The 25,679-nt window shown below is 57.0% G+C and carries 26 protein-coding genes; 13 read left to right on the top strand and 13 right to left on the bottom strand.

The window, feature by feature from the left end; all coding sequences use genetic code 11:
- The first annotated feature begins 30 nt into the window (after positions 1-30).
- The 3 genes from FJD38_RS03900 to FJD38_RS03890 all read left to right on the top strand — a co-directional run bounded on the left by FJD38_RS03900 (position 31) and on the right by FJD38_RS03890 (position 3,729).
- Positions 31-708 (top strand): response regulator, encoded by a 678-nt coding sequence (locus FJD38_RS03900; protein ID WP_122784656.1) that lies wholly within the window; start codon positions 31-33, stop codon positions 706-708.
- A complete protein-coding gene (locus FJD38_RS03895; protein ID WP_146383995.1) occupies positions 705-2,054 on the top strand; it encodes an ATP-binding protein in 1,350 nt (449 codons plus the stop codon). Before FJD38_RS03900 ends, FJD38_RS03895 begins: the two co-directional genes overlap by 4 nt.
- Before the next feature lie 340 nt (positions 2,055-2,394).
- On the top strand, positions 2,395-3,729 hold the full coding sequence (locus FJD38_RS03890; RefSeq protein WP_146383993.1) for a dicarboxylate/amino acid:cation symporter: 1,335 nt from the start codon (positions 2,395-2,397) through the stop codon (positions 3,727-3,729).
- Positions 3,730-3,778: 49 nt separating this feature from the next.
- Here the strand turns inward: FJD38_RS03890 and FJD38_RS03885 are convergent, their stop codons facing one another.
- Together FJD38_RS03885 and FJD38_RS03880 are read right to left on the bottom strand one after the other, a co-directional pair.
- Entirely contained in the window at positions 3,779-4,273 is a 495-nt protein-coding gene (locus FJD38_RS03885) for a SprT family zinc-dependent metalloprotease (RefSeq protein ID WP_146383991.1), read from the bottom strand.
- Between the two features lie 73 nt (positions 4,274-4,346).
- A complete protein-coding gene (locus tag FJD38_RS03880) occupies positions 4,347-4,949 on the bottom strand; it encodes a Yip1 family protein (protein ID WP_122784652.1) in 603 nt (200 codons plus the stop codon).
- A 243-nt stretch (positions 4,950-5,192) separates the two neighbouring features.
- Between FJD38_RS03880 and ttcA the strand changes: the two genes are divergently transcribed.
- Positions 5,193-6,020, top strand: coding sequence for a tRNA 2-thiocytidine(32) synthetase TtcA (gene ttcA, locus FJD38_RS03875; RefSeq protein WP_122784651.1), 828 nt, complete (start codon positions 5,193-5,195; stop codon positions 6,018-6,020).
- Positions 6,021-6,036: 16 nt separating this feature from the next.
- On the top strand, positions 6,037-6,708 hold the full coding sequence (locus tag FJD38_RS03870; RefSeq protein WP_122784650.1) for a DNA-3-methyladenine glycosylase I: 672 nt from the start codon (positions 6,037-6,039) through the stop codon (positions 6,706-6,708).
- Here FJD38_RS03870 and FJD38_RS03865 read toward each other — a convergent pair.
- From FJD38_RS03865 to arsC, 3 genes are read right to left on the bottom strand one after another with little or no spacing between them, the layout of a single operon-like run.
- On the bottom strand, positions 6,692-7,123 hold the full coding sequence (locus tag FJD38_RS03865; protein ID WP_146383989.1) for a DUF2069 domain-containing protein: 432 nt from the start codon (positions 7,121-7,123) through the stop codon (positions 6,692-6,694). The two genes, FJD38_RS03870 and FJD38_RS03865, sit on opposite strands and share 17 nt — an antisense overlap.
- On the bottom strand, positions 7,116-7,721 hold the full coding sequence (wrbA, locus tag FJD38_RS03860; RefSeq protein ID WP_122784648.1) for an NAD(P)H:quinone oxidoreductase: 606 nt from the start codon (positions 7,719-7,721) through the stop codon (positions 7,116-7,118). The genes FJD38_RS03865 and wrbA overlap by 8 nt, the downstream gene beginning before the upstream one ends.
- Positions 7,718-8,071, bottom strand: a complete 354-nt coding sequence (gene arsC, locus FJD38_RS03855; RefSeq protein WP_146383987.1) for an arsenate reductase (glutaredoxin) — start codon at positions 8,069-8,071, stop codon at positions 7,718-7,720. The genes wrbA and arsC overlap by 4 nt, the downstream gene beginning before the upstream one ends.
- 126 nt (positions 8,072-8,197) lie before the next feature.
- Between arsC and FJD38_RS03850 the strand changes: the two genes are divergently transcribed.
- Positions 8,198-8,662, top strand: coding sequence for a TlpA disulfide reductase family protein (locus FJD38_RS03850; RefSeq protein ID WP_122784646.1), 465 nt, complete (start codon positions 8,198-8,200; stop codon positions 8,660-8,662).
- A gap of 263 nt (positions 8,663-8,925) precedes the next feature.
- Here FJD38_RS03850 and FJD38_RS03845 read toward each other — a convergent pair whose 3' ends face one another.
- From FJD38_RS03845 to FJD38_RS03830, 4 genes are all read right to left on the bottom strand, one after another.
- Positions 8,926-9,324: an META domain-containing protein gene (locus FJD38_RS03845; protein ID WP_122784645.1), complete on the bottom strand. Its 399-nt coding sequence runs from the start codon at positions 9,322-9,324 to the stop codon at positions 8,926-8,928.
- Positions 9,321-9,758 carry a hypothetical protein gene (locus FJD38_RS03840; protein WP_122784644.1) on the bottom strand — a complete coding sequence of 146 codons (438 nt, stop codon included), beginning with the start codon at positions 9,756-9,758 and terminating at the stop codon, positions 9,321-9,323. The genes FJD38_RS03845 and FJD38_RS03840 overlap by 4 nt, the downstream gene beginning before the upstream one ends.
- Before the next feature lie 50 nt (positions 9,759-9,808).
- Entirely contained in the window at positions 9,809-10,798 is a 990-nt protein-coding gene (locus FJD38_RS03835) for a 2-hydroxyacid dehydrogenase (protein WP_146383985.1), read from the bottom strand.
- A 62-nt stretch (positions 10,799-10,860) separates the two neighbouring features.
- A complete protein-coding gene (locus tag FJD38_RS03830; RefSeq protein ID WP_146383983.1) occupies positions 10,861-13,626 on the bottom strand; it encodes a response regulator in 2,766 nt (921 codons plus the stop codon).
- 211 nt (positions 13,627-13,837) lie between these two features.
- Here FJD38_RS03830 and FJD38_RS03825 point away from each other — a divergent pair, with 211 nt between their 5' ends.
- From FJD38_RS03825 to FJD38_RS03795, 7 genes are all read left to right on the top strand, one after another.
- Complete coding sequence (locus tag FJD38_RS03825) at positions 13,838-14,566, top strand: response regulator transcription factor (protein WP_146383981.1); 729 nt, start codon at positions 13,838-13,840, stop codon at positions 14,564-14,566.
- Positions 14,556-15,911, top strand: coding sequence for a sensor histidine kinase (locus FJD38_RS03820; protein WP_146383979.1), 1,356 nt, complete (start codon positions 14,556-14,558; stop codon positions 15,909-15,911). Before FJD38_RS03825 ends, FJD38_RS03820 begins: the two co-directional genes overlap by 11 nt.
- Positions 15,912-16,176: 265 nt before the next feature.
- Positions 16,177-17,082, top strand: coding sequence for a cysteine synthase CysM (cysM, locus tag FJD38_RS03815; RefSeq protein ID WP_122784639.1), 906 nt, complete (start codon positions 16,177-16,179; stop codon positions 17,080-17,082).
- Complete coding sequence (gene rlmD, locus FJD38_RS03810; RefSeq protein ID WP_122784638.1) at positions 17,082-18,434, top strand: 23S rRNA (uracil(1939)-C(5))-methyltransferase RlmD; 1,353 nt, start codon at positions 17,082-17,084, stop codon at positions 18,432-18,434. The genes cysM and rlmD overlap by 1 nt, the downstream gene beginning before the upstream one ends.
- Positions 18,435-18,551: 117 nt before the next feature.
- Positions 18,552-20,807 (top strand): GTP diphosphokinase, encoded by a 2,256-nt coding sequence (gene relA, locus FJD38_RS03805; protein ID WP_146383977.1) that lies wholly within the window; start codon positions 18,552-18,554, stop codon positions 20,805-20,807.
- A gap of 159 nt (positions 20,808-20,966) precedes the next feature.
- Positions 20,967-21,800 (top strand): nucleoside triphosphate pyrophosphohydrolase, encoded by an 834-nt coding sequence (gene mazG / locus FJD38_RS03800; protein ID WP_146383974.1) that lies wholly within the window; start codon positions 20,967-20,969, stop codon positions 21,798-21,800.
- A 22-nt stretch (positions 21,801-21,822) separates the two neighbouring features.
- Positions 21,823-22,368, top strand: coding sequence for a DUF2058 domain-containing protein (locus FJD38_RS03795; RefSeq protein ID WP_016779855.1), 546 nt, complete (start codon positions 21,823-21,825; stop codon positions 22,366-22,368).
- Between the two features lie 143 nt (positions 22,369-22,511).
- Here FJD38_RS03795 and FJD38_RS03790 read toward each other — a convergent pair whose 3' ends face one another.
- From FJD38_RS03790 to purM, 4 genes are all read right to left on the bottom strand, one after another.
- Complete coding sequence (locus FJD38_RS03790) at positions 22,512-22,694, bottom strand: hypothetical protein (protein WP_019827733.1); 183 nt, start codon at positions 22,692-22,694, stop codon at positions 22,512-22,514.
- A 263-nt stretch (positions 22,695-22,957) separates the two neighbouring features.
- Positions 22,958-23,671 (bottom strand): DUF3108 domain-containing protein, encoded by a 714-nt coding sequence (locus FJD38_RS03785; protein WP_146383972.1) that lies wholly within the window; start codon positions 23,669-23,671, stop codon positions 22,958-22,960.
- A gap of 8 nt (positions 23,672-23,679) precedes the next feature.
- Positions 23,680-24,330, bottom strand: coding sequence for a phosphoribosylglycinamide formyltransferase (purN, locus tag FJD38_RS03780; RefSeq protein ID WP_122784634.1), 651 nt, complete (start codon positions 24,328-24,330; stop codon positions 23,680-23,682).
- Complete coding sequence (purM, locus tag FJD38_RS03775; RefSeq protein ID WP_122784633.1) at positions 24,330-25,388, bottom strand: phosphoribosylformylglycinamidine cyclo-ligase; 1,059 nt, start codon at positions 25,386-25,388, stop codon at positions 24,330-24,332. The genes purN and purM overlap by 1 nt, the downstream gene beginning before the upstream one ends.
- Positions 25,389-25,679: the final 291 nt, after the last annotated feature.

The following is a 25,679-nucleotide window of genomic DNA, read 5'->3' as shown; positions in this document are numbered from 1 at the left end:
AGGGACTCGGATTTGGCTTGGGAGAGCGCGATGAAATTGTTGGTGGTTGAAGACGAGGCGCTGCTGCGCCATCACTTGCAAACCCGACTCAGCGAACGAGGTCATGTCGTGGAATCGGTGGCCAATGCCGAGGAGGCGTTGTACCAGAGTGAGCAGTTCAATCATGACCTGGCCATGATTGACCTCGGCTTGCCCGGTATGGGCGGGCTTGACCTGATTCGCCAACTGCGTGCCCGGGGCAAGACCTTTCCGATCCTGATTCTCACGGCCCGTGGCAACTGGCAAGACAAGGTGGAGGGGCTGGCTGCTGGCGCCGACGATTATGTGGTCAAGCCGTTTCAATTTGAAGAACTTGAAGCACGGCTCAATGCCTTGTTACGACGTTCCAGCGGCTTCACACAATCGACCATTGTGGCTGGCGAACTGGTGCTGGATATCAATCGCAAACAAGCGGTACTGGAAGGTGAGCCGTTGGCGCTGACGGCCTATGAGTACAGAATTCTCGAATACCTGATGCGTCATCACCAACAGGTGGTGGCCAAGGACCGACTGATGGAACAGCTCTACCCGGATGACGAGGAGCGTGATCCGAATGTGATCGAGGTGCTGGTCGGGCGCCTGCGACGCAAGCTTGAGGGGGCAAACGGCTTTAAGCCAATCGATACCGTGCGGGGGTTGGGGTACTTGTTCACTGAGCGCTGCCGATGATTCGTTCGCTTCGCGTTCGACTGATGCTGGCGGCCACGTTGCTGGCGGTGCTGTTTATGTTGGCTTTGTTACCGGCCATGCAAGGGGCGTTCAGTCTCGCACTCAAAGATGCTATCGAGCAGCGACTGGCATCGGACGTGACCACTTTGATCTCGGCGGCACGGGTCGAAAAAAACCAATTGAAAATGCCGGCGTTGCTCCCGGATGAGCAGTTCAACCTGCCGGACAGTCGCCTGCTCGGCTACATCTACGACCGTGAAGGCCATCTGGTGTGGCGCTCACGGGCTACCCAGGAAGAAAACATTAACTACACACCGCGTTACGACGGGCGCGGTAATGAGTTTGCGAGCATTCGCGAAGACAACGGTGAAGAATTTTTCGTCTATGACGTGGAGGTCAAGCTGCTGGGCGGCAAAAGCGCTGCCTTCAGCTTTGTAGCGCTGCAACCGATGCGCGAATACAACATGACGTTGGCCGGGCTGCGCGAAAACCTGTATCTGGGGTTTGGAGCAGCCTTGATTGTTTTGCTGGCGCTATTGTGGATTGGTTTGACCTGGGGGTTACGTGCCTTGCGACGCTTGAGTCAGGAGCTGGACCAGATAGAAAGCGGTGAGCGCGAAAGTCTCAGTGAGCAGCATCCTCGTGAGTTATTAAGACTTACCGGCTCCCTGAACCGCTTGTTGCAAAGCGAACGTGAACAGCGTGCGCGGTACAGAGACTCACTGGATGATTTGGCCCACAGCTTGAAAACCCCGTTGGCCGTCTTGCAAGGGGTCAGCGAAAGCATGGCCCAGCGGCCGCGAGATCGTGATCAGGCGTGGGTGCTGCAAACCCAGATTGAACGCATGAACCAGCAAATCAGCTACCAACTGCAACGGGCCAGTTTGCGTAAAAGCGGTTTAGTGCGCCATCAAGTCGAGCTGCTGCCGGTGGTAAAAAGCCTGTGCGATACGCTGGAGAAGGTGTATCGCGACAAACAAGTCAAAGTCAGTTACGACATACCGGAATTGAGTCACGTGCCCATCGAGCAGAATGCTCTGCTGGAACTGTTGGGTAACTTGCTGGAAAACGCCTATCGCCTGTGTCTTTGCCAAGTGCGCATCAGCCTGCATCAAAATGCCCATGGTGTTGAAATCTGCGTGGAAGACGACGGCCCGGGCGTACCACCGGATCAGCGGGCGCGTATTCTTCAGCGCGGCGAACGTCTGGATCGCCAGCACGCAGGGCAGGGTATTGGCCTGGCCGTGGTTAAAGACATTATCGAAAGCTACGACGCACAGCTGACCCTGGATGACTCAACACTGGGCGGGGCAGCGTTTCGGATTCATTTCCCCGCTGCGAACTGATTCTGCCCACTCTTCTTAAATTCCAACACCCGTAGTTGCTCCTGGTCAGCGACTACGAGGACACCCTGCCAAGGCGGAAATCCGCCATCTCACGCTTTCTTAAGCGCTCAAAGGGCGGAAATCCGCCAGCTCAATTCCTGCGTCTTGTAGATTTTCCCTGCAGGAGTAGCAGTATCAGCCCTTTTTCCATCTTGGCCCGCCGCTTGCAACAAGCGTAAGAGTTCTGCCGTTAGAGCAGCTCCACACAACAAATCCCTCCAAGTACAGGAGGGTTCGCGCTTTAGGCGTCGCCAGTCTCAGATGGAATGATGATTGAGTGATGCACTTGAGGAACTTTGCAATGACGACTCGTCAGCCACTGTACAAATCCCTGTATGTGCAAGTGATCGTAGCTATCGCTATTGGCATCTTGCTCGGTCATTTCTACCCGGAAACCGGCGTAGCACTCAAACCCTTGGGTGATGGCTTCATCAAGTTGATCAAGATGGTCATCGCACCCATCATTTTCTGTACGGTGGTGAGTGGCATCGCTGGTATGCAGAGCATGAAATCGGTCGGCAAGACCGGCGGTTATGCCTTGCTCTACTTTGAAGTGGTATCGACCATTGCGCTGCTGATCGGTCTGGTGGTTGTAAACGTGGTTCAACCGGGCGCTGGCATGCACATCGATGTGTCTACGCTGGACGCGACCAAGATTGCTGGCTACGTCACCGCCGGTGCTGATCAAAGCATTGTCGGCTTTATCCTCAACGTCATTCCGTCGACCATCGTGGGCGCGTTTGCCAACGGTGACATCCTGCAAGTGCTGATGTTCTCGGTCATGTTCGGCTTTGCCCTGCATCGCCTGGGTGCCTACGGCAAGCCGGTGCTGGACTTCATTGATCGTTTTGCCCATGTGATGTTCAACATCATCAACATGATCATGAAGCTGGCACCTCTCGGCGCGTTGGGCGCCATGGCTTTCACCATTGGCGCTTACGGCGTCGGTTCGCTGGTGCAGTTGGGCCAGTTGATGATCTGCTTCTACATCACATGTGTGCTGTTCGTGCTGCTGGTTCTGGGCAGCATTGCCCGCGCGCACGGTTTCAGCGTGATCAAGCTGATTCGTTATATCCGTGAAGAGCTGTTGATCGTGCTGGGCACCTCCTCGTCGGAATCGGCATTGCCTCGCATGCTGGTAAAGATGGAGCGTCTGGGTGCGAAGAAGTCGGTCGTGGGTCTGGTGATTCCAACCGGCTACTCGTTCAACCTCGACGGTACCTCGATCTACCTGACCATGGCGGCTGTGTTTATCGCCCAAGCGACTGACACGCACATGGACATTACGCATCAGATCACGCTCTTGCTGGTGCTGTTGCTGTCGTCCAAAGGGGCTGCAGGCGTGACCGGTAGCGGCTTTATCGTATTGGCAGCCACCCTGTCGGCGGTCGGCCACTTGCCGGTTGCCGGCCTGGCGCTGATTCTGGGTATCGACCGCTTTATGTCCGAAGCACGTGCCCTGACCAACCTGATCGGTAACGCGGTGGCCACGCTGGTGGTTGCCAAGTGGGTGAACGAGCTGGACGAAGACAAATTGCAAGTAGAGTTGGCCAGCGGCGGTAGCCCGCTGACTGATATGCGCCCGACTGACGATCTGGGTGTACCGGAAGGTCCGGCACCGTCGTTGCTGAAGTAAGTTTGGCCCTTTAAAAAAACCCATCTTCGGATGGGTTTTTTTTTGCTGTTTATTCGACCCGGGTTTCGCCGCTGAATACCAACGTGTTGCGACACCGTCGGCACAAGTACCCACGGCCTTGCTTGACCAGGCCGTGGCGCTGGGCAGAAAACGCGAAGTCGCTGTCCGGGCAAGGGCACCGATAGATATAGCGCGTCGCCGTGCGCCGCTTGATGGCGTATGTATGGCAACGGTTGGGCGGCAGTTCGTACACGCCCCGCATGATCAGCTGCCACTCCTCACCGTGGGCGCTGATTCGGTCACCAAATAGTTGGTGAGCGATCAAGTGGGCGACCTCATGGGCCACCGTTTGCTTGAGGAAGTCCTCGCTGTTTTCGCGGTACAGCTGCGGATTGAAACGCAGCAGGTTTTCATGCAAATGGGCGACGCCGGCTTTTTGTCCGCGCAGTTTGAAACTGACCACCGGGCGTTTGAAAGGACGTTTGAAAAACACTTCGGCCTGTTTGAAACAGTCTTCGACACGTGTATTGAGCAACTCGGGCATGCGGTTCGGTTCTCCAGAGGCGGTAATTATGCCGCAAGCCGCAAGGTTTCCGAACCTGTGAAGTGCCGAGTGGTCAGTTGGTGTACTCCGGCCCAACACCCATTCCCCAGACAATGACAGTGAATGCCAGAATCGACACCAGCACCACCAAGCCCACCGCCAGCACTGAACTTGAAAATAAAAACCCCTCGTCAGGGTCAATGTTCATAAACGTCGGCATCCCTATGTAGAGCAAATACACGGTGTAGCAAATTGCAGCGATACCCACGAGCATGCCAAACCATAGATGGGGATAGAGCGCAGCCAGACCGCCTATAAATAAAGGGGTTGCGGTGTACGTCGCGAACGCAACACAGCGCGCCATGCTCGGTAGTGCATCGTAGGTGCGGGCCATCCAATGAATAAAAGCGGCCATGACCCCTACGCCTGCGAGCATCGACAGGTATGACATCAACGTCATCCACAGTGCACTCTCGACCGTTAACATGACGGGGCCGTTATTGGCGATGACCCAGCCCACCTGGGTCGTGCCAATAAAAGCAGATATGGCTGGAATGGCCGCCAGAATCAGGGTGTGTGTGAGGTACAGATGGCCAATGCTTTCTTGCGCATCGCCGCGTATTTGTCGCCACTCCTGATCGGGGTGGGTAAACAATCCCACAACGTGATTGAGCATGACGGTCACTCCTGCATAAGACGCACCCCCCAATAGGGCGCGTATATCAGTGGGTTTTGCAGTCTCATTCGCAGTATAGGAAAGGTGGTACTCAATAATGCTGACCCTTAAGAGCATCTTGTACTGTCAGATACAGGCTTAATCGCGTTGCCCTCTTTAGAGGTAACGAGCGGGGCTTCGTGCATCGGGCATTTTTGGGTAAAATCACCGGCTTTTGGTCTTAACTCGCGGAATTGAAGCGCTATGGGCAGTCTTTCGGTCTCTCAAATCAAACTCCAGAAACGCCTGCGTCGATTGACCGGTGAGGCGGTGGCTGACTTCAACATGATCGAAGACGGCGACAAGGTGATGGTCTGCCTGTCGGGCGGCAAAGACAGTTACACGCTGTTGGATGTGTTGCTGCACCTGCAAAAGGTTGCGCCAATCTCGTTCGAAATTGTCGCCGTGAACATGGACCAAAAGCAGCCCGGCTTTCCAGAAGACGTACTGCCCGCCTACCTGAAGGCGTTGGGTGTGGCCTATCACATCGTCGAAAAAGATACCTATTCGGTGGTCAAGGAATTGATCCCGGAAGGCAAGACCACTTGCTCTCTGTGTTCACGGCTGCGTCGTGGCACCCTGTATACCTTTGCTGACGAGATTGGTGCGACCAAGATGGCGCTGGGGCATCATCGAGATGACATCGTTGAGACCTTTTTCCTCAATATGTTCTTCAATGGCAGCCTTAAGGCCATGCCGCCCAAATTGCTCTCAGATGATGGTCGCAATGTAGTGATCCGGCCGCTGGCGTACTGCAACGAGAAAGACATTCAGGCGTATTCGGACTTGCAGCAGTTCCCGATCATTCCCTGCAACCTGTGCGGTTCCCAGGAGAACCTGCAGCGTCAGGTGGTCAAGGACATGCTGCAGGAGTGGGACCGCAAGACGCCGGGCCGTACCGAGAGCATTTTCCGCAGCTTGCAGAACGTTAACCCGTCCCAGTTGGCGGACCGTAGCCTGTTTGATTTTGCCAGCCTGAAAATGGATGAAACGGCGACGCCGCGTTTCGTCAATCTGCTGAACCTGTCGTAATTCAAGAGGAGAGGGCATGCGCGACTACACATGGCTGCACGAATACTGTTTGAACCGCTTTGGTTCTGTAGCCGCTCTGGAAGCCGAATTGCCCGTACCGCGAACCCCCGCGCAATTACGGGCGATTCCCGACGACCGATATTTGTCGACCTTGGCGTTGCGCGTTTTTCGAGCCGGGCTCAAGCACAGCGTAGTTGATGCCAAGTGGCCGGTATTCGAAGAAGTCTTCTTTGGTTTTGATCCTGAAAAAGTGGTGTTGATGGGCGCTGAGCACCTTGAGCGACTGATGCAGGATGCGCGGATTATCCGCCATCTGGGCAAGCTCAAGAGCGTGCCACGCAATGCGCAAATGGTACTGGACATCGCCCATGAACACGGCAGCTTCGGCGCGTTTATCGCGCAGTGGCCAGTCACTGACATTGTGGGATTGTGGAAATACCTGAGCAAGCACGGGCATCAGCTCGGTGGGTTGTCGGCACCGCGCTTCTTGCGCATGGTGGGTAAAGACACCTTTGTGCCGAGCTATGACGTGGTCGCGGCGCTCAATGCCCAGAAGCTGGTCGACAAGGCGCCGACCAGCTTGAGGGATTTGGCCATTGTGCAGAATGCTTTCAACCAGTGGCACGCCGAAAGCGGTCGGCCGATGTGCCAGTTGTCACAGATGCTGGCATTTACGGTGAATCACTGACTGGGGTGCCTTCACCAGCCAGGCGCCGGTCTAACTGGTAGCGCCAGCGTACATACAACATGGCACTGATAAACACCGCCACGCTGACGGCCATTTCCAGTAAGCCGAAAAGTTGGCGGTTTGGGTCGAACGCCGCCAGCGCGCCTTTTATCAAGTACAGGTTGATCACGTAGCAGGTAAAGGAGTGGCCCCGTGTGCTGCCCAGCAACATGCCGGGCAACACAATCAGCAAGGGCACCAGTTCTATCAGCAGGATCACCCATGGGCGTGCGCCATGCAGGTTGGCGAATGCCAGGTAGTAAACGCAGAGCAACCCGATCAGGCTCAAAAAGCACACCAAACTCAAGACCCGCATTAGCCTCACCCGTGGCGCCAGCCATGCGATGGAGGGCAGCACCTTGGGCTTTTTAGCCACGGCTGTGATCCAGCTTGATGGCCGTCTCTGCCAAACGCTTGCCGAGCGCCCGGCACAGGGCTGTTTCATGGTCGTCCAGTTTGCGTTTGCCATCGGCGCCAGCGTGATGGCTTGGGCCGTAAGGCGTACCGCCGCCAGTGGTGTTGAGCAGTGCCGACTCACTGTATGGCAGGCCGGTGATTAGCATGCCGTGGTGCAGCAGCGGCATCATCATCGACAACAGGGTCGTTTCTTGCCCACCGTGCAGGCTGGCCGTTGAGGTGAAGACACCAGCCGGTTTGCCCACCAGTGCGCCGGTCAGCCACAGGTTGCTGGTGCCATCCAGAAAGTATTTGAGCGGGGCCGCCATATTGCCAAAACGGGTCGGGCTACCCAAGGCTAATCCTGAGCAGTGTTTCAAGTCATCCAGACTGGCATATACCGCGCCCTCGGCTGGAATGTCCGCCGCCACGGCTTCGCATTCGGTGGAAATGGCCGGGACCGTGCGCAGACGCGCTTCCATGCCTGCTTGTTCAATACCGCGAGCAATGTGCCGGGCCATTTCAGTGGTCGATCCATTGCGGCTGTAAAACAGCACCAGAATGTAGGGCGTGCTCATGGCAGGATCTCCAGGATTTTTTCCGGTGGGCGACCGATGACGGCTTTATCGCCCACGACCAGAATTGGCCTTTCGATCAGCTTGGGATGGGTGGCCATTGCCTCGATCAATTGGGCTTCGCTGAGGCTGTCGTCGGCCAGATTGAGGATTTTGTAGTCCTCTTCGCCTGTACGTAACAACTGACGTGCGCTGATGTTCAATTTGCGCAGCAGGTCGGTCAGTTGTGCGGCTGTCAGCGGCGTGTCCAGGTAACGTACTACCGTGGGCGTCAGGCCTCGGGCTTCGAGAAGCTCCAGCGCACCGCGCGATTTCGAGCAGCGCGGATTGTGATAAAGCGTCAGATCGGTCATGTGCGGGTCGCTTCTTGCGTAAGGTGGCGGCTATTCTACCCGTCTGAGGTGTCTGCCTGAACCGTGCGCGGCTATTCAGCGTTGTCACTTGGCTTTTTGAGCGAATTTACTGAGAAGGATCAACAGATGTTTAAGCGAGTCATGGTGGTAGTTGCTGTCGCCGCTACTTTACTGCTAGCCGGTTGTGGCAATGATTACGGGGTCGATCAGCATGGCGAGAAGATCCCCTCTGAACGTTTGGACAAACAGTGGAAGGTGATCAACTACTGGGCCGAGTGGTGTGGGCCGTGCCGCATTGAAATCCCGGAACTGAATAAGCTTGAGCAGCAATTGCAGGGGCAATCTGTGGGTGTGTTCGGGGTTAATTTCGACGGTTTGCAGGGCAAGGAGCTGAGTGATGCCAGCGCGACGATGGGCATTAACTTCACCGTACTGGCGCAGGATCCGGCGGAGCACTTTGATTTGCCGCGCAGTGAAGCGTTGCCGGTGACTTACATCATTGATGAGAAGGGCAAGGTTCGCGCACAAATGATGGGTGAGCAGACCGCGGCCGGGGTGTTGGCCAAGATCAAGGAGCTTAAGGGGCAGTAAAAGTCTGCCTCAAGAGCCCCTCACCCTAACCCTCTCCCAAAGGGAGAGGGGACTTGAACGGTGGTGTTGCACAGACCTGCGTTTGACCTTAGCCCTCTCTCCCAAAGGGAGAGGGGACTTGAACGGTGGTGTTGCACAGACCTGCGTTTGACTTTAGCCCCCCCTCCCAAAGGGAGAGGGGGCTTGTACGGTGGTGTTGCACAGATCTGCGTTTGACTTTAGCCCCCTCTCCCTCCGGGAGAGGGCTGGGGTGAGGGGGGGCTTTATTCAGGCCATAGCCGCAACGGCTTGCCTTCAGCCGGCCAGAACCGCACTTGCTCGATAGGCGAAATGTCCCAGCGCTGAACAGTTTGCAGGGCTTCGAAAAAGCGATGCTCCTGTTCCATCAGCGCGGGTGCGCAGGCCTTGCGCGTGCTGCCCACACCGCCAAAGGACAGCTTGTCACCGTCCAGCGTGTAGGGCGCGAACCAATGATTGCAGCCACCGCTGCCATAGGCCCGTCCGCCTTCGTCAAACGTCACGGTCAGGTGGCTGTTGTCAATCAAGGGCCGTTCGCCAATCCACTCCACCACGTAGGTGTGGTTGTGTTGCAGCTGCACCGGGTCACCTGCACACCCCACCAGGCTTGCGCCCAGCACAGCCATCAGGATCAGATGTTTCATTGCGCGGCCTTTTGGCATTGTGGGCACAGGTGCTTGCTGCCTTCAGTGCTCCAGCCCAATTCGGCGATTCGCGCACTGGCCGCAGGCTTTTGCGCTTTGACGCCCAGCTTTGCATCGACTGCGAACTCGAACTTCAGTTCTTTGGCGCAAGCGTCGCAGTTAACCTGCCACTGATGAATGGCCAATTCGCCGAAAGCCGGCCCTTTGGTCACGGCAACCCACTGACCGCGTGGGTTGATCAGGTGGCGTACTTTGTCGACACTCAAGCGCATGGACAAATCCTTGCTGCCTTTAAGCGTCACAATCAGCACGTCGCCAGATTGAATCGAACCCCCGTTGCCGGTGACTTGATACAGACCTGGCGCCAACGCGCGGCATTCAATCAGGGTGTGCTGCGGGTTCAGCAGGCTGAAGCGGAAATCGTGTTCGACCATGGGTCCTCCAAATAGGCCGCTATGCTATCACGCGCCTGAGCTCTGGCCTTTCAACCTTCGATCAGGTTGTGCGGTGTACCGTTTTTCCAGGCAACAATATTGTCCAGCGTGGTGCAGGCAATCGCACTCAATGCCTCACGGGTCAGAAAGGCCTGATGGGCGGTAATGATCACATTGGGGAAGGTCAGCAAGCGTGCCAGCACATCGTCTTGCAAAGGCAAGTCGGAGCGGTCTTCGAAGAAGATCTGGGCTTCTTCTTCATAAACGTCCAGCCCCAGATAACCTAATTGGCCAGTTTTAAGGGCTTCAATCAGCGCCGGTGTCTCGACCAGAGCGCCGCGTCCCGTGTTGATCAGCATGGCGCCCTGTTTAAGGGTGGCCAGCGACTCGCTGTTGATCAGGTGTTTGTTGTCGGCTGTCAGCGGGCAATGGAGGCTGATGATGTGAGAACCGGACAGCAGCTCGGGCAAACTCACGTAATGCGCACCCAGGGCCAGCAGTTCGGGATTTGAATACGGGTCAAAGCACAGTAATTTGCAACCGAATCCTGCCATGATTTTGGCAAACGTGGCGCCGATCTGGCCTGTACCGACCACGCCGACGGTCTTGCCCACCAGGTCAAAGCCGGTCAGGCCGTGCAGCGTAAAATCGCCGTCGCGGGTGCGGTTGTAGGCGCGGTGCAAATGGCGGTTAAGTGCCAAAATCAAGGCCACGGCATGTTCAGCCACGGCGTGGGGTGAGTACGCAGGCACGCGTACTACGCTCAAACCCAGGCGTTTGGCGGCAGGCAGGTCGATGTGATTGAAACCGGCTGAGCGCAGGGCGATCAAACGTGTACCGCCAGCAGCCAGTCGCTCCAGCACCGGGGCACTTAAATCGTCATTGATAAACGCACAAACCACGTCGTAATCATGGGCAATGGCGGCCGTTTCAAGACTCAGGCGCGCCGGTTGAAAGTGCAACTCGATACCGTCCGGCTGTTGAGCAGCGCTAAAACTGTCGCGGTCGTAGGTCTGGCAACTGAAAAGAATCGTGCGCATGAGTCTTCCTTGAGGGTGGGCGAGTGGGGTCGCCGGGTTCATTGTAGTGAATGGCACGCGTTTTACGGAGTGTTGCGCGCCTCTTCATTCAGGCGGGACATGGCTTCATCGAGTTCATCCAGGGCAGAACTCGCGTGGGCACTTCCTTGTTTGAGCAGGGTTTCACTGCGCTGACAGGCGGCACGCAATTGCGGAACGCCGCAGTAACGCGTTGCACCGTGCAGCCGGTGAACACGCTCGATCAGTGCATTGTTGTCATTGGCCTGGCGCGCTTGCTGGATCGCTTCACGGTCTGCGTCCAGTGAAGCCAGGAGCATGGCGAGCATGTCGATGGCCAGATCGGGCTTGCCTGCCGCCAGGCGCAAACCTTCTTCATGGTCGAGTACGGCCAGTTGGTTACCGCGCTGAATAAGCTCGTGAGTGTTGTCGATCACTTGATTGCGCAGGGCCAGCCCCGTCCACTTCAACACCACTTGGGCCAACTGCCGTTCACTGATGGGCTTGGTCAGGTAGTCATCCATGCCACTGTGGAGCAGGGCGCGTTTTTCATTGGCCATCGCATGGGCGGTCAGCGCAACGATCGGCAGCGGCGTCAAATGTTGTTCACTTTCCCACTGGCGTATGACTTCGGTGGTTTCACGTCCGTCCATGCCGGGCATTTGGACGTCCATCAGAACCAGATCAAAATCGTGGGACTTGACCGTTTTAACGGCTGTGTAGCCGCTGTCTACCGCGATCACTTGAGCGCCCATGTCTTCCAGCAGGGTTTGCACCAGCAGCAGGTTGGCCGGGTTGTCATCTACGCACAAAATTCGCGGTGCGCGGCTGGCCATCGGCTCGCCCGGTTCGTGACGTACCTGCTGCGGATTGATCAAGTCAGCCAGTGCCCGACGCAATTTTCGGGTGCAAGCGGGCTTGGCTTGCAATTGGCTGTGAGGGTTAGGGACCGATGCATTAAACAGGGCTTGCTCGGTAGTCGGGCACAGTACCAAGACTTTGCAGTCCAGGTGCTCGAGATCCCATATGTGCTGGTTGAGGCGTTCGGGCGGCATTTCATGGGCGGTGACACCCAGCACCACCAAATGGATAGCGAGTGCGGTCTGGTGGGCGCTCGTCACACAATTGGTCAGGTTTTCGAGGCTGGTGAAGGGAGTGACTTCCAGCCCGCAATCTTCCAGTTGATGTTGCAGGGCCTGACGGGCCAGGTCGTGTTTTTCCAGCACGGCTACGCGGCGACCCAGTAACGGCGCACTCGGCAAGTCTTCGGCATCGTCGCGGGCTTTGGGCAGTTTCACGCTGATCCAGAATACCGAGCCTTCACCGGGGGTACTCTCTACCCCAATTTCGCCGCCCATTTGTTCAACCAGACGCTTGGAAATCACCAAGCCCAGGCCGGTGCCGCCGGGTTGGCGAGACAGTGAGTTATCGGCCTGGCTAAAGGCCTGGAACAATCCCCTCACATCCTGGCTGGTCAGGCCAATGCCGGTGTCCTGAACACTGATGCGCAACTGGACGAAGCCTTCGGGGGTGTTGTCATCTTCGTCTTCCAGCATGGCCCGGACCGCAATGGTGCCCTCACGGGTGAACTTGACGGCATTGTTGACCAGGTTGGTGAGAATTTGTTTGAGCCGCAACGGGTCACCGATCAATGACAGCGGCGTGTCGCGGTAGACCAGACTGACCAGCTCCAGATTTTTCTCATGGGCTGCCGGGGCCAAAATGGTCAGGGTGTCTTGTAGCAAGTCCCGCAGGTTGAACGGAATTGTGTCGAGCACCAGTTTGCCGGCCTCGATCTTCGAGAAATCGAGAATCTCGTTAATGATGCCGAGCAGGTTATCGGCCGATTTTTCGATCGTGCCCAAATAGTCGAATTGGCGGGGTGTCAGCTCGCTTTTTTGCAGGAGATGGGTAAACCCCAGAATGCCATTGAGCGGGGTGCGTATTTCATGGCTCATATTGGCCAAAAACTCGGATTTGATGCGACTCGCCTCCAGCGCTTCCTTGCGGGCGAGGTCGAGTTCGAGGTTCTGGATTTCAATGGTCTCAAGGTTCTGACGCACATCTTCAGTGGCTTGGTCGACGCTGTGCTGCAGTTCTTCCTGAGCATTTTGCAGGGTTTCAGCCATGCGGTTGATGCCCGAGGCCAATTCATCCAGTTCATGGCTGCCCAGCGGCGGCAATCGGGTTTGTAACTGGCCGTCCTTGAGTTGGGCCACGGCTTGTTTGATTCGGTCCAGCGGGTCATTGATGGTGCGGCTCATGCGTAATGCCAGCAAGGTGGTAAACACCAGCCCCGCGCCGATCAGTAACAAACTGGCAAACAGACTGCGATACCCGCGCAGCAACATATTGTTGTGCGACAGTTCAAGCTCGACCCAGCCCAGTAAACGATGAGCTTCGTTGGGGATTACATCCCCTGCGAGGTTGCGATGACGACCAAACACGGGCAGTAAATAGCGAGTGGCGTCGACATCCGAACGCTGCAGTAACTGGCTGCTGTTACCCAAGGGCGGAGGGTTAAGCATGCTCGGGCCAGCATGAACGAGGGGTTGATGATTGGCACTCAGAAACGCCACCGCCCGAACATCGGGTTGTTCAAGGGCTTCGGTAGCGATTCGGTTCAGTAGAGCGGTGTCATTGCGGCCCATCGCGGGCGCTACCAAAGGCGCTAGCTGTTCGGCGATCATTTCACCGCGTTGCAGCAGTTGGGATTCCAGTTCTGACTGCTGCAACCACGTGAAGTAGCCTCCCAGAACCATTGCCATCAAGGAGACGGGCACTAACGTGAGCAACAACACACGGCCTTTGATACCCAAGTTTTTAAGCACGCAATTCTCCAGCCCGACATTCTTTTTAAGCGTTTCCTGAGCATCCCGCACAGGTTCGCCCGCAGTGTAGCCATTTGCGACAGGGCAAATCTTCGAAAACTTACTATTGCGTGCAGGTGTGTGACCTCAATCAGCCTTTGTTTAGCATGGCGGTTGCGAGCATGGGCTCAATCTTGAAAAATCGCCGATTGAGAATGACTTGCAGACGCAAATGAATCCCGTAGATGTCACTCCCTCCCGGCTTTTGGCCATTGAAGACGACCTTGTATTAGGCGCCTATCTGCATGAGCAATTGGGGCGTTGCGGGTTCGACGTGGTGTGGTGCCAGAATGGCATGGAGGGGTTGGCACATGCCCGCCAAGGGCAATTTGATGTGGTCTTGATGGACATTCTGCTGCCTGGCATGAACGGCTTGCAGGTGCTCACGCAGTTGCGACAGACCCACAGCCTGCCGGTGATTTTAATGTCTGCACTGGGGGCCGAAGCGGATCGCATCAGCGGCTTTCAACTGGGCGCCGATGACTATTTGCCCAAGCCGTTCAGCCTGGCCGAATTGCGGGTGCGGATTCAGGCCATCCTGCGCCGTGTTGCGCTGGATCGCATGCCCCCGCTTAAGCCGGCGGTGCAGCCTTTAATCAGCGACAACGAGCTGCTGTTCGACGAAATCAGGTCAGACGTGAGTTTTGCTCAGCAATGGGCGGGCCTGACGCGCAGTGAATACCGCCTTTTGGATACCTTGCAGCGCAATCCTGATGAAGTGCTGAGCAAGGCGTTCCTTTATCAGCAGGTGCTGCAGCGCGGTTATGCGGCCCATGATCGCAGCCTGGACATGCATATCAGCCAAATCCGCCGAAAACTCAAAGTCATGGGCTACCACGCCCGCGAAGTGCGTACGGTGTGGGGCCGGGGTTATGTATTGAGTGCCAGCGATGGGTTTTAACCTTCCCGGCAAACATTCAGTGTTCTGGAAGTTGGCGTGTTTGCTGGTTGTCTTTTGTTTGCTGATGATCTGGCTGAGTTGGTCATGGGGGCGCTATATGGACAAGCGCACTGCCTATCTGACCGAAGAGGCGCGCAGCACCTTGCTGCGTTACGCAGGTGAAGCCGAGCAGGCCTGGCAGACGGGCCAGCAAGCCGGTATCGATCACTGGATCTATACCATGGGGCCCAAAGAGCCGGGCTGGATCGGCGTGGTCGGTCCGGGACTGCAGTCGTTGAGCAGTTACCCTCTGAGTGAGTCGGAAAGTCAGCACTTGACGTTTTTACGCGGCCTGGACTGGCCCATCAGCCATCTCAAGTCGACACGGCCGTGGATGAAAATACCGTTTCCCGGTGATCGCGCCGCAGGGACTCTGATCATCGAGCTTCCCCAGCGTTTTATGCCGGGGTATTCACAGCGAATTTGGCGGGTGGTGACTAATGGCTTGATTCCGGGCTTGCTGACCTTATTGCTGTGCGTGGGCCTGTACCGTGTTCTGATCATGCCGCTCAACCAACTGCGGGCACAGGCCAATGCCTGGCGTGCGGATCAGTTGCACACGCGCCTGTCGAGCCAGACCACCAGTCGTCAGGATGAGTTGGGAGAGTTGGGGCGGGCGTTTGATCAGATGTCCGAACGCTTGCAAACCACGGTCAACCAACAGCAGCAACTGTTGCGCGATTTGTCCCATGAGTTGCGTACGCCCTTGAGTCGATTGCGTGTGGCCTGCGAGAGCGAGCAGGGCGTTGACGCGCTGCGTCAGCGCTTGAGCCGTGAAGTAGACGGCATGCAGCGACTGGTAGATGACACCTTGCAGTTGGCCTGGCTGGACGCAGAGCGCGCAATGTTGCCGGTCGAAGACATTCAGGTGCAGGCGCTATGGGAAATATTGACTGAAAATGCTCGCTTTGAGAGTGGTTGGCCTTCATCCCGATTGCCCTGTTTGGTGGGGGCCGACTGCTGGGTGCAAGGGCACCTCAATAGCTTGGCGCAGGCGATGGAAAACATCTTGCGCAATGCCATTCGTCATTCGCCGACTGACGGTACGGTCAGTCTGAGCGGGCAGCGTGAAGGTGATCAATGGCATTTGTGGATTGATGATCAAGGTGGCGGTGTTGCGCCTGAAGAACTGGAACGGATTTTCGCACCGTTTATCCGGCTGGATGGATCGCGTCCGGGGGATGGCGGTTTTGGTCTGGGGCTGAGTATTGCGCGTAATGCATTGCGCCTGCAGGGCGGCAGTTTATGGGCCGAAAATGTCGGTCAGGGGCTGCGTGTACACCTGCGCTTGCCTGCGCGTGTGTAAAAGCCCTCACCCTAACCCTCTCCCAGAGGGAGAGGGGACTGATTGGGGTGATTTCTGAAAGTGTTGTTCAATCCATAATCGCCGCTAAGGTTCAGGTTTGAGACGCTCGTCAGACACTGCTGTCTGTCCCCTCTCCCTTTGGGAGAGGGCTAGGGTGAGGGTTTGCTTATAGCCTTTGACCATAAGCACCGCACTTTGCGTGATATGGGCTGTCGGCGTTTGTCGGTATGATGTGCGCCCCCGCAGTCTGGATTGCGAATACGCCATGACATTGCAGTACCCCACTATCGCCGATTGCGTCGGCAACACTCCGTTGGTGCGCTTGCAGCGCCTGGCAGGAGATACCACCAATACCTTGCTGCTCAAGCTCGAAGGGAACAACCCTGCGGGCTCGGTCAAGGACCGTCCGGCCCTGTCAATGATCAGCCGCGCCGAAGCGCGTGGGCAGATCCAGGCGGGCGACACCCTGATCGAAGCCACCTCGGGTAATACCGGGATTGCGCTGGCGATGGCTGCGGCCATCAAGGGCTACAAGATGATCCTTATCATGCCCGACAACTCCAGCGCCGAGCGCAAGGCGGCCATGACGGCTTATGGTGCCGAGCTGATTTTGGTCAGTCAGGAAGAGGGCATGGAAGGCGCCCGCGACCTGGCCGACAAGATGCAGGCCGAAGGCCGCGGCAAGGTGCTCGATCAGTTCGCCAACGGCGACAATCCCGAGGCGCACTACACCAGCACCGGCCCTGAAATCTGGCGTCAGACAGAAGGCACGATCACTCACTTCGTCAGCTCGATGGGCACCACGGGCACCATCATGGGTGTTTCGCGCTACCTCAAAGAGCAAAACCCTAACGTGCAGATCGTCGGTTTGCAGCCGATGGAAGGCGCCGCCATACCAGGCATTCGCCGCTGGCCTACTGAGTATCTGCCAAAGATCTATCAGTCCAGCCGGGTTGACCGCATCGTTGACATGGCCCAGCGCGAGGCCGAGGACGTGATGCGTCGTCTGGCCCGTGAGGAAGGCATTTTCTGTGGCGTCTCCTCGGGCGGTGCGGTGGCAGCGATGCTGCGCCTGTCACAAGAAGTCGAAAATGCAGTACTGGTCGCGATCATTTGCGACCGCGGCGACCGTTACCTGTCGACCGGAATCTACGATGAGCCGACTAACTGATGGCTAAGCAAGAAAGGGGTCTGCGCTTCCAGCCCGCTGGCGGCACCAAGGCCCCGCAAGTGCCCGTGGGCAAGAAACAGCGTTTGAGCATCGAACGTCTGGCCAACGATGGGCGCGGTATTGCGTTTATTGAGGGTCGCACCTGGTTTGTGTCCGGTGCATTGGCCGGCGAAGACGTAGAAGCGCGTGTGCTGGGTGCACACGGCAAAGTGGTCGAAGCGCGTACCGAACGTGTTTTCAAGGCCAGCGAGATGCGTCGCGAAGCGCCTTGCGTGCTGGCTGGAAAGTGTGGCGGTTGCAGCGTGCAACATATGCCCCATACCGAGCAGCTTGCCCTTAAACAGCGCATGCTCGCCGAGCAACTGTCCCGTGTGGCCGGGGTCGAACCTCTAGAGTGGGCGCCAGCGCTGACCGGGCCTGAGTTTGGCTATCGCCGCCGGGCGCGCATTGCTGTGCGTTGGGATGCGCGGGCCAAGCGGCTGGACGTTGGTTTTCGGGCTGCGGGCAGTCAGGACATCGTCGCAATCGATCACTGTTTAGTGCTGGTACAGGCTTTGCAACCTATCATGAGTGGGTTGCCCGCGATGTTGCGGCAACTGAGCAATCCGAAGGCCCTGGGCCATGTCGAATTGTTCAGTGGCTCGGCAATCGCTGTTTTATTGCGCCATATGGCGCCGCTTAACGAAGCAGACATGAACGTGCTGCAGACTTTTTGTCAGACCCATAACGCCCAATTGTGGCTGCATGGCGAAGATCAGCCCCAGCCGCTCGATGAGCGTCAGGGGTTGGGCTACCGTTTAGAGCAGTGGGGATTGGAACTGGCGTATCGTCCCGGCGACTTTGTACAAGTCAATGCGGGCGTTAACGAAGCGATGGTGGCGCAGGCACTGGAATGGCTGGCACCGCAAGCCGACGAGCGGGTTCTTGACTTGTTTTGTGGGCTGGGTAACTTCGCATTACCGTTGGCGCGCCAGGCGCGTGAAGTTGTCGCGGTTGAAGGCGTTGCGACCATGGTCGAACGCGCCGCGCAGAATGCAGTGAGCAATAACCTGCATAATGTGGCGTTTTATCAGGCGGATTTGTCGCAGCCGCTGGAGAGTGCAGAGTGGGCCAAAGACGGCTTTGCTGCTGTCTTGCTCGATCCGCCTCGCGATGGCGCCTATGAGGTGGTGCGCAAGCTGTCCAGCCTGGGGGCCAAACGTTTGGTCTATGTGTCGTGTAATCCGGCCACGCTGGCACGCGACACCGTTGAGTTGATGAAACAGGGTTATCGGTTAAAGCGTGCCGCAATCCTCGATATGTTCCCGCAAACCGCGCATGTCGAGGCGATGGCGTTATTTGAAGCAGACTAGGATGTCTGTCTATTTCGACGGGCCCGCAACCCGCGCTACTGGCCCTGTAGCGTGCGGTTGGGATTAGGGCCGGTGATTTCGGCGCACTGATCGTGCGCTGTAGGGAAGGTAAGCAAGATGGTACAGGTCAGAGCACACCAGCCGATCAACACCGACGGCAGTCTCAACCTCGAGGCATGGCTAGATCATGCGGTGAGTGTCGATGTGGCGCTGGACCGCGAAGCCTTGAAAGAAGCGTGCGAATACGCACGTGAGGCTGAGCAACAAGCCAATGCAGCGAAAAACCTGTGGACCGAGGGCACTTCTAGCTTTCGCACCGGGTTGGAAATTGCTGAAATTCTCGCTGATCTCAAGCTGGATCAGGATTCTCTGGTCGCGGCGATTTTGTACCGTGGCGTGCGTGAGGGGCAAATTCAGCTCCCGGCAGTGAGTCAACGTTTTGGTCCGGTGGTGACCAAGCTGATTGACGGCGTATTACGTATGGCGGCCATCAGCGCCAGCCTCAGTCCACGTCAATCGATGGTGCTGGGCTCTCAGGGCCAGGTTGAAAATCTGCGCAAGATGCTGGTGGCAATGGTTGATGACGTGCGCGTAGCACTGATCAAACTTGCTGAGCGCACCTGCGCGATTCGTGCCGTTAAAAATGCCCCCGACGAAAAGCGCAATCGCGTGGCCCGCGAGGTCTTCGATATCTATGCGCCGCTGGCGCACCGCTTGGGCATCGGCCATATCAAGTGGGAGCTGGAAGACTTGTCCTTCCGCTACCTTGAGCCTGAACAGTACAAACAAATTGCCACCTTGCTGCATGAGCGCCGCCTTGATCGCGAGCGCTTTATCAGTGACGTGATGAACCAGTTGCGCACCGAACTGGAAGCCACTGGTGTGACGGACGCTGACATCAGCGGCCGAGCCAAGCACATCTATTCCATTTGGCGAAAAATGCAACGCAAGGGTCTGGCCTTCAGTCAGATCTACGACGTGCGTGCGGTACGGGTGCTGGTTCCGGAAATGCGCGACTGCTACACCGCGCTGGGCATCGTCCACACCCTGTGGCGGCACATTCCCAAAGAGTTCGATGACTATATCGCCAACCCTAAAGAGAACGGTTACCGGTCGTTGCACACCGCGGTTATCGGGCCTGAGGGCAAAGTGCTGGAAGTCCAGATCCGAACCCATGCCATGCATGAAGAGGCTGAGCTTGGGGTGTGCGCGCACTGGCGCTACAAGGGCACCGACGTCAAGGCCGGTTCCAACCAGTACGAAGAGAAAATATCCTGGTTGCGTCAGGTGCTGGAGTGGCACGAAGAGCTGGGTGATATCGGTGGTTTGGCCGAACAACTGCGGGTCGATATTGAGCCTGATCGGGTCTACATCTTCACCCCTGACGGTCATGCCATTGACTTGCCCAAGGGCGCGACACCGCTGGATTTCGCCTACCGGGTACACACCGAAATCGGCCATAACTGCCGTGGCGCCAAAATCAACGGGCGAATTGTCCCGCTCAACTACACCCTGCAAACCGGCGAGCAAGTCGAGATCATCACCAGCAAACACGGCACGCCGAGCCGCGACTGGTTGAACCCGAACCTGGGCTACATCACCACATCGCGGGCGCGGGCCAAGATTGTTCACTGGTACAAGCTGCAAGCCCGTGATCAGAACGTGGCTGCGGGTAAGACCTTGCTTGAGCGCGAGTTGGGGCGTTTAGGCTTGCCGGGCGTGGATTACGAAAAACTCGCCGACAAAGCCAACATGAAAACCGCCGAGGACATGTACGCGGCTCTCGGAGCCGGCGATCTACGGTTGGCGCAACTGATCAATCTGGCGCAGCAACTGGTCGAGCCTGAGCGCGGCAGCGAGCAGATGGAGCTGATTCCGCGTAAAGCCACGGGCTACAAGCCGGGCAAACGTGGCGATATTCAGATCGAAGGTGTGGGCAACTTGCTGACCCAAATGGCCGGCTGCTGCCAGCCGCTGCCCGGTGATGCGATTGTCGGTTACATCACTCAGGGTCGTGGTGTGAGCATTCACCGTCAGGATTGCGCCTCGGTGCTGCAACTGGGCAGCCGTGAGCCGGAGCGGATCATCCAGGTCAACTGGGGGCCGATCCCGGTGTCGACCTATCCGGTCGATATCGAAATCCGCGCCTACGACCGTTCGGGGTTACTGCGAGACGTGTCGCAAGTGCTGCTAAACGAGCGGATCAACGTATTGGCGGTCAACACCCGCTCGAACAAAGAGGACAACACCGCGTTGATGTCTTTGACCATCGAGATCCCGGGGCTGGATGCATTGGGGCGTTTGCTGGGGCGTATTTCGCAACTGCCAAACATCATCGAAACCCGCCGAATCGGGCGTAGTGAGCCGCGTTAACGCGTAGCAGCCGCAGGCTGCGTCCGGCGGCGCAGTCGTCGTAAGTTCAGGTATCGCGGTGTGTCAGTTACGGCGCGTTATCAGGGTTTGCAATTGCTGCGCAATCGGACGTCGCCTTTGGCAACGGCTACACAGTATGCGTACAGATAGAGAATATTCATGTACACACTCGACGACCTGCTTCACCTCATGGCCCGCCTGCGCGACCCGCAGTACGGCTGCCCGTGGGATATCAAGCAAACTTACGCCAGCCTTGTGCCTTTCACCCTTGAGGAAGCTTACGAGGTGGCCGATGCGATCGAACAGGGCGACTTCGAGCATTTGCAGGGTGAACTGGGGGACTTGCTCTTCCAGGTGGTCTATTACAGTCAACTGGCCCGCGAAGAAGGGCGCTTCGAGTTCGCCGGGGTCATTGACAGCATTACTCGCAAATTGATCCGCCGTCATCCTCACGTCTTTCCAACCGGCGATCTGTATGCCCCGCTGGATGTGCCGCGCCTGAGTGAAGAGCAGGTCAAGCAACGCTGGGATGAGATCAAGGCGCAGGAGCGCGCCGAGAAGTCTGCTGCCCCTCAGCAGTTGTCCTTGCTTGATGATGTGCCGGTGGCGCTGCCGGCCTTGTCCCGTGCGGCCAAATTACAAAAGCGTGCCGCTCAGGTCGGTTTCGACTGGCCCGGCGCCTTGCCAGTGCTGGACAAAGTGCGTGAAGAACTGGATGAAGTGCTCGAGGCGATGGCTGACAACGATTCGGCAGCCATCAGTGACGAGGTGGGCGACTTGCTGTTTTCAGTGGTGAACCTTGCACGTCACCTCAAAGTTGACCCCGAAACTGCCTTGCGCGGTGCAAATGCCAAATTTGACCGACGTTTCCGGTTTATCGAGCAGGCATTGCGCGATACCCTGCGTCCCATTGAAGATTGCACCCTTGAAGACCTGGACGCCCTGTGGGGTGAAGCCAAGCGCCAGGAAAAGAATTTGCCCAGCTGCGGCTGAGCTTGCCTAAGTGAGTAGATAGATGAGCATTTCCCTACGCGATCAGTTGCTCAAAGCCGGACTGGTCAACGAAAAGCAGGCCAAACAGGCCGGTAAAGAAAAGCAGAAGCAGCAACGTCTGGCCCACAAAGGTCAGATCGAGCTGGACGACACCCAGCAGCGTCTGGCGGCAGAAGCCAAGGCCGAAAAGGTTAAACGCGATCAGGAGCTCAACCGCCAGCAACAGGAAAAGGTCGAGCAAAAGGCCCGCGCTGCCCAGATCAAACAGTTGATCGAAGTTTCACGTCTACCCAAGCTGAACACTGAGGACTACTACAACTTCGTGGATGACAAAAAGGTCAAGCGCCTGTCGGTCAACACCTTGATGCGCAACAAGTTGGCCAATGGTTCGCTGGCCATCGTGCAGCACCAGGGCGGCTACGAAGTGATCCCCCGTGAAGCAGCCCTGAAAATTCAGGAGCGTGATCCGCGTCGTATTGTGCAGCTCAATATCCTCGTCGAGCCGAAAACGCCGGAAGAGGATGATCCGTACGCGGCGTACCAGATTCCTGATGACTTGATGTGGTAACCGGCTAATTTTGATATCAACGAAAAACGCCGCCTGACGCAGCCTCGTTGCTTCGCCAGCGGCTACACGAACCTCTAGAGTTCGGAAACGACAAACCCCGCTTCGGCGGGGTTTGTGTTTTTCAAGACAGTAGTTTCAGTGATTCATGCCTGGCGTTTCTGCGCTTCCAGCTTTTCCAGCTCGGCTTTATAGCTGTGAGCGTCGCTTTCGCGGTGGAACATACCGACCAATACGTCTTCTTGATGAACATCCCACAGGTGAACACCGTGGGCTACCAGTTGGTGGAACATACGTGAATCGTCGCGCTCAGTTACTTTGATAGTCATCTGCTTGCTCCAAATTCTAAAGAAGGCCTGCGGCAAGGCGTCGCAGGTCTTCTTTATAGAATCTGTTAGCTCCCTAAGTAAATAGCCTACTGTATGGCTGTCATGTTGCGCAAAAACGCTGAATCGCTACAGCCCTTTGTTTTCGGGGTGTTTATGGATTTGAGCGATAGTTTTATGACAAATGTTTCATGTTGCGATTGCTTCAGGCGAAAAAAAACCTCGCCGAAGCGAGGTTTTTTCAGGTTGACGCTAGGTGCAGGAAATTAATCGCCTTTGACGGCTTTTCCACCCACCGTGCCGTCCAGCAGCATGATGTTGTATTCCTTACCGTCGGTTTCGACCTGTTGCAGGCGAACCAGCAGCGCATCCCATTTAGGGGCAAACCACATCACGGTCGTGCGTTTGTTCTTGGTCGGATCGCGGACACGTTCTACCTTGATGGCATCAATGGAGCCAGCCTTGGTTTTGACCTTTTCCGGGCCGAGAACGCGGAAGTCATACGTATCGACTTTATCTCCTTCAGCCACCTGGTAGCTCATACTTTTTTTGCCGGCAGCCACATCACGCTGCAAGGCCAGCTGATAAGTGGACTTGTCGAGCATGCCGGAAATCAGCGGCAGTTTGACCGGGTCATTGTTATCCATACCGGTCACCATTTTGGTGGCCCAGTCAAAGTCCAGATTGACCTTTTTAGTCTTGCCCAAGCCGCCACGCTCAAAGGTATACGTCAACGGCAGCAAGGTATTGTTCTCAACCTTGAAGGTGCTGGTTTCGGTCAGGCTGGCAAGCATCATGGAAGCCTTGAAGTTCAAGACCCAGTCGCCTTTGTCACCTTTGCTCAGGCTACGCTCGGCAGAACCGCTCATGGGTAACTGTTTCCAGTCGGCGGTGTAGCTGGCGGTGAAGGGCTGAAGATCGGCCGCCTGCACTGCTGGAATAGCCAGCAGGCTGAGGGCGAGGAGCAGGGCACGACGCATAATGTCTCCTAGGTTCGTATCAAGTGGCCGCTGGCCGCAAGTAATTGACCGTCTAATAATGCGCCCTGTTCGTCAAGTGACAAACGCCCTTCGGCAAACCAGCGCACTGCAAGAGGATAGATCCTGTGTTCCTGTGCGTGAACCCGTTGGGCCAGGCTGTGCGCGGAGTCGTCAGACTCTACCGGTACCACTGCCTGTACGACCAGAGGTCCGCCATCGAGTTCCTCGGTGACGAAGTGAACACTGCACCCGTGTTCGCGATCACCGGCATCCAGCGCGCGCTGGTGGGTGTGCAGCCCTTTGTATTTGGGCAGCAGCGAAGGGTGGATATTGAGCAGTCGCCCCTGGTAGTGACGCACAAAATCAGCGCTGAGGATGCGCATGAATCCGGCCAGAATCACCAGTTGCGGTTTGAATGTGTCGATGACTTCGATCAGTGCAGCATCGAAGGCCTCGCGGCCCTCGAAGGCTGTGTGATCCAGTACGCGGGTGTCGATACCCGCGTCTTTGGCGCGTTGCAGGCCGTAGGCGTCGGCGCGGTTGGAAATCACCGCGCGCAGAGTGGCCGGGCTGCCCTTGACGTCATCGCTGTCGATCAAGGCCTGCAAGTTGCTGCCGGTGCCGGAAAGCAGCACCACCACATCACAGGTATCAGGCATTAGTGCGCCTTGATATTTTGCAGCTCAACTTGCGCAGCGCCTTCAGCGGCGGTTGCGATCTGGCCGATGACCCAAGGCTGCTCGCCGGCTTCACGCAGTACGTTCAACGCGGTTTCAACATCGGCCTGAGCCACGCAGATGACCATGCCAACACCGCAGTTCAGCACGCGGTGCATTTCGTGTTCGTCCACATTGCCTTGTGCCTGGAGCCAGTCGAAAACAGCCGGGCGCTGCCAGCTGGCGACGTCAACCACGGCTTGGGCGCCTTTTGGCAGAACGCGCGGGATGTTGTCCAGCAGGCCGCCACCGGTGATGTGGGCCATGGCTTTAACAACACCGGTTTCTTTGATCAGCTTGAGCAACGGCTTGACGTAGATGCGGGTTGGCGCCATCAGCAGGTCGGTCAGTGGCTTGCCGTCGAGCTGGATGTTTTCGATGTCGGCACCCGACACTTCGATGATCTTGCGGATCAGCGAGTAACCGTTGGAGTGCGGGCCAGAAGACGGCAAGGCGAGCAGGGCGTCGCCAGTTGCTACTTTAGAGCCGTCGATGATTTCGGATTTCTCGACCACGCCTACGCAGAAACCGGCCAGGTCATAGTCTTCGCCTTCGTACATGCCAGGCATCTCTGCGGTTTCGCCGCCTACCAGCGAGCAACCGGACAACTCACAGCCAGCGCCGATACCGGTTACCACTTGGGTGGCGGTTTCTACGTTGAGCTTGCCAGTGGCGTAGTAGTCGAGGAAGAACAGAGGCTCTGCGCCGCAAACGATCAAGTCGTTAACGCACATGGCCACCAGGTCGATACCGATGCTGTCGTGTTTGTTCAGGTTCAGCGCCAGACGCAGCTTGGTGCCTACACCATCGGTGCCAGAAACCAGAACAGGCTGCTTGTAGCCAGCCGGGATTTCGCAGAGGGCGCCAAAACCGCCGAGGCCGCCCATCACTTCCGGGCGTGCAGTGCGCTTGGCCACGCTCTTGATGCGTTCGACCAATGCTTCACCGGCGTCGATGTCAACACCGGCGTCTTTGTAGCTCAGGGATGGTTGCTTGCTCATAATCCAGGCCTTTAGGGGGGATTCGGGGGTATCGACCGAGTTCAGAGGGCGGGCTTGCACAGGCTCAAGGTATGAAACAGAGCACTGGCAGGGCGCCCGGCTGTCGCCGGTCTGCGAAGGCGCGCGATTTTATCAGGCTTGAAGGGCAGCGGCCATCCTCGGGCCGACGGGCAGGGTCATATCTGTCGAAAAAAACCTTTTTTAACCCGTGTCAGGAAGCTTGTAATAAGGTATAGCCGCAGTGTTTTGATTTTTTATGACCGAATGAAAACGACGATGCGTCAGTGAATG

It is taken from the genome of Pseudomonas saxonica, assembly GCF_007858365.1.
GTDB classification, from domain to species: domain Bacteria; phylum Pseudomonadota; class Gammaproteobacteria; order Pseudomonadales; family Pseudomonadaceae; genus Aquipseudomonas; species Aquipseudomonas saxonica.
This window is presented reverse-complemented; position numbering and strand designations above follow the sequence as displayed.

Excerpts from the sequence above, each read along its gene's own strand:
- FJD38_RS03900 (WP_122784656.1), top strand. The coding sequence starts at position 31 with ATGAAATTGTTGGTGGTTGAAGACGAGGCGCTGCTGCGCCATCACTTG.
- relA (WP_146383977.1), top strand. The coding sequence starts at position 18,552 with ATGGTACAGGTCAGAGCACACCAGCCGATCAACACCGACGGCAGTCTC.
- arsC (WP_146383987.1), bottom strand. The coding sequence starts at position 8,071 with ATGACCGATCTGACGCTTTATCACAATCCGCGCTGCTCGAAATCGCGC.
- FJD38_RS03845 (WP_122784645.1), bottom strand. The coding sequence starts at position 9,324 with ATGAAACATCTGATCCTGATGGCTGTGCTGGGCGCAAGCCTGGTGGGG.
- FJD38_RS03840 (WP_122784644.1), bottom strand. The coding sequence starts at position 9,758 with ATGGTCGAACACGATTTCCGCTTCAGCCTGCTGAACCCGCAGCACACC.
- FJD38_RS03870 (WP_122784650.1), top strand. The coding sequence starts at position 6,037 with ATGCGCGACTACACATGGCTGCACGAATACTGTTTGAACCGCTTTGGT.
- cysM (WP_122784639.1), top strand. The coding sequence starts at position 16,177 with ATGACATTGCAGTACCCCACTATCGCCGATTGCGTCGGCAACACTCCG.
- FJD38_RS03890 (WP_146383993.1), top strand. The coding sequence starts at position 2,395 with ATGACGACTCGTCAGCCACTGTACAAATCCCTGTATGTGCAAGTGATC.
- purN (WP_122784634.1), bottom strand. The coding sequence starts at position 24,330 with ATGCCTGATACCTGTGATGTGGTGGTGCTGCTTTCCGGCACCGGCAGC.
- FJD38_RS03795 (WP_016779855.1), top strand. The coding sequence starts at position 21,823 with ATGAGCATTTCCCTACGCGATCAGTTGCTCAAAGCCGGACTGGTCAAC.
- FJD38_RS03850 (WP_122784646.1), top strand. The coding sequence starts at position 8,198 with ATGTTTAAGCGAGTCATGGTGGTAGTTGCTGTCGCCGCTACTTTACTG.
- ttcA (WP_122784651.1), top strand. The coding sequence starts at position 5,193 with ATGGGCAGTCTTTCGGTCTCTCAAATCAAACTCCAGAAACGCCTGCGT.
- FJD38_RS03790 (WP_019827733.1), bottom strand. The coding sequence starts at position 22,694 with ATGACTATCAAAGTAACTGAGCGCGACGATTCACGTATGTTCCACCAA.
- purM (WP_122784633.1), bottom strand. The coding sequence starts at position 25,388 with ATGAGCAAGCAACCATCCCTGAGCTACAAAGACGCCGGTGTTGACATC.
- FJD38_RS03880 (WP_122784652.1), bottom strand. The coding sequence starts at position 4,949 with ATGCTCAATCACGTTGTGGGATTGTTTACCCACCCCGATCAGGAGTGG.
- FJD38_RS03885 (WP_146383991.1), bottom strand. The coding sequence starts at position 4,273 with ATGCCCGAGTTGCTCAATACACGTGTCGAAGACTGTTTCAAACAGGCC.
- FJD38_RS03825 (WP_146383981.1), top strand. The coding sequence starts at position 13,838 with ATGAATCCCGTAGATGTCACTCCCTCCCGGCTTTTGGCCATTGAAGAC.
- wrbA (WP_122784648.1), bottom strand. The coding sequence starts at position 7,721 with ATGAGCACGCCCTACATTCTGGTGCTGTTTTACAGCCGCAATGGATCG.
- mazG (WP_146383974.1), top strand. The coding sequence starts at position 20,967 with ATGTACACACTCGACGACCTGCTTCACCTCATGGCCCGCCTGCGCGAC.
- rlmD (WP_122784638.1), top strand. The coding sequence starts at position 17,082 with ATGGCTAAGCAAGAAAGGGGTCTGCGCTTCCAGCCCGCTGGCGGCACC.
- FJD38_RS03785 (WP_146383972.1), bottom strand. The coding sequence starts at position 23,671 with ATGCGTCGTGCCCTGCTCCTCGCCCTCAGCCTGCTGGCTATTCCAGCA.
- FJD38_RS03820 (WP_146383979.1), top strand. The coding sequence starts at position 14,556 with ATGGGTTTTAACCTTCCCGGCAAACATTCAGTGTTCTGGAAGTTGGCG.
- FJD38_RS03835 (WP_146383985.1), bottom strand. The coding sequence starts at position 10,798 with ATGCGCACGATTCTTTTCAGTTGCCAGACCTACGACCGCGACAGTTTT.
- FJD38_RS03895 (WP_146383995.1), top strand. The coding sequence starts at position 705 with ATGATTCGTTCGCTTCGCGTTCGACTGATGCTGGCGGCCACGTTGCTG.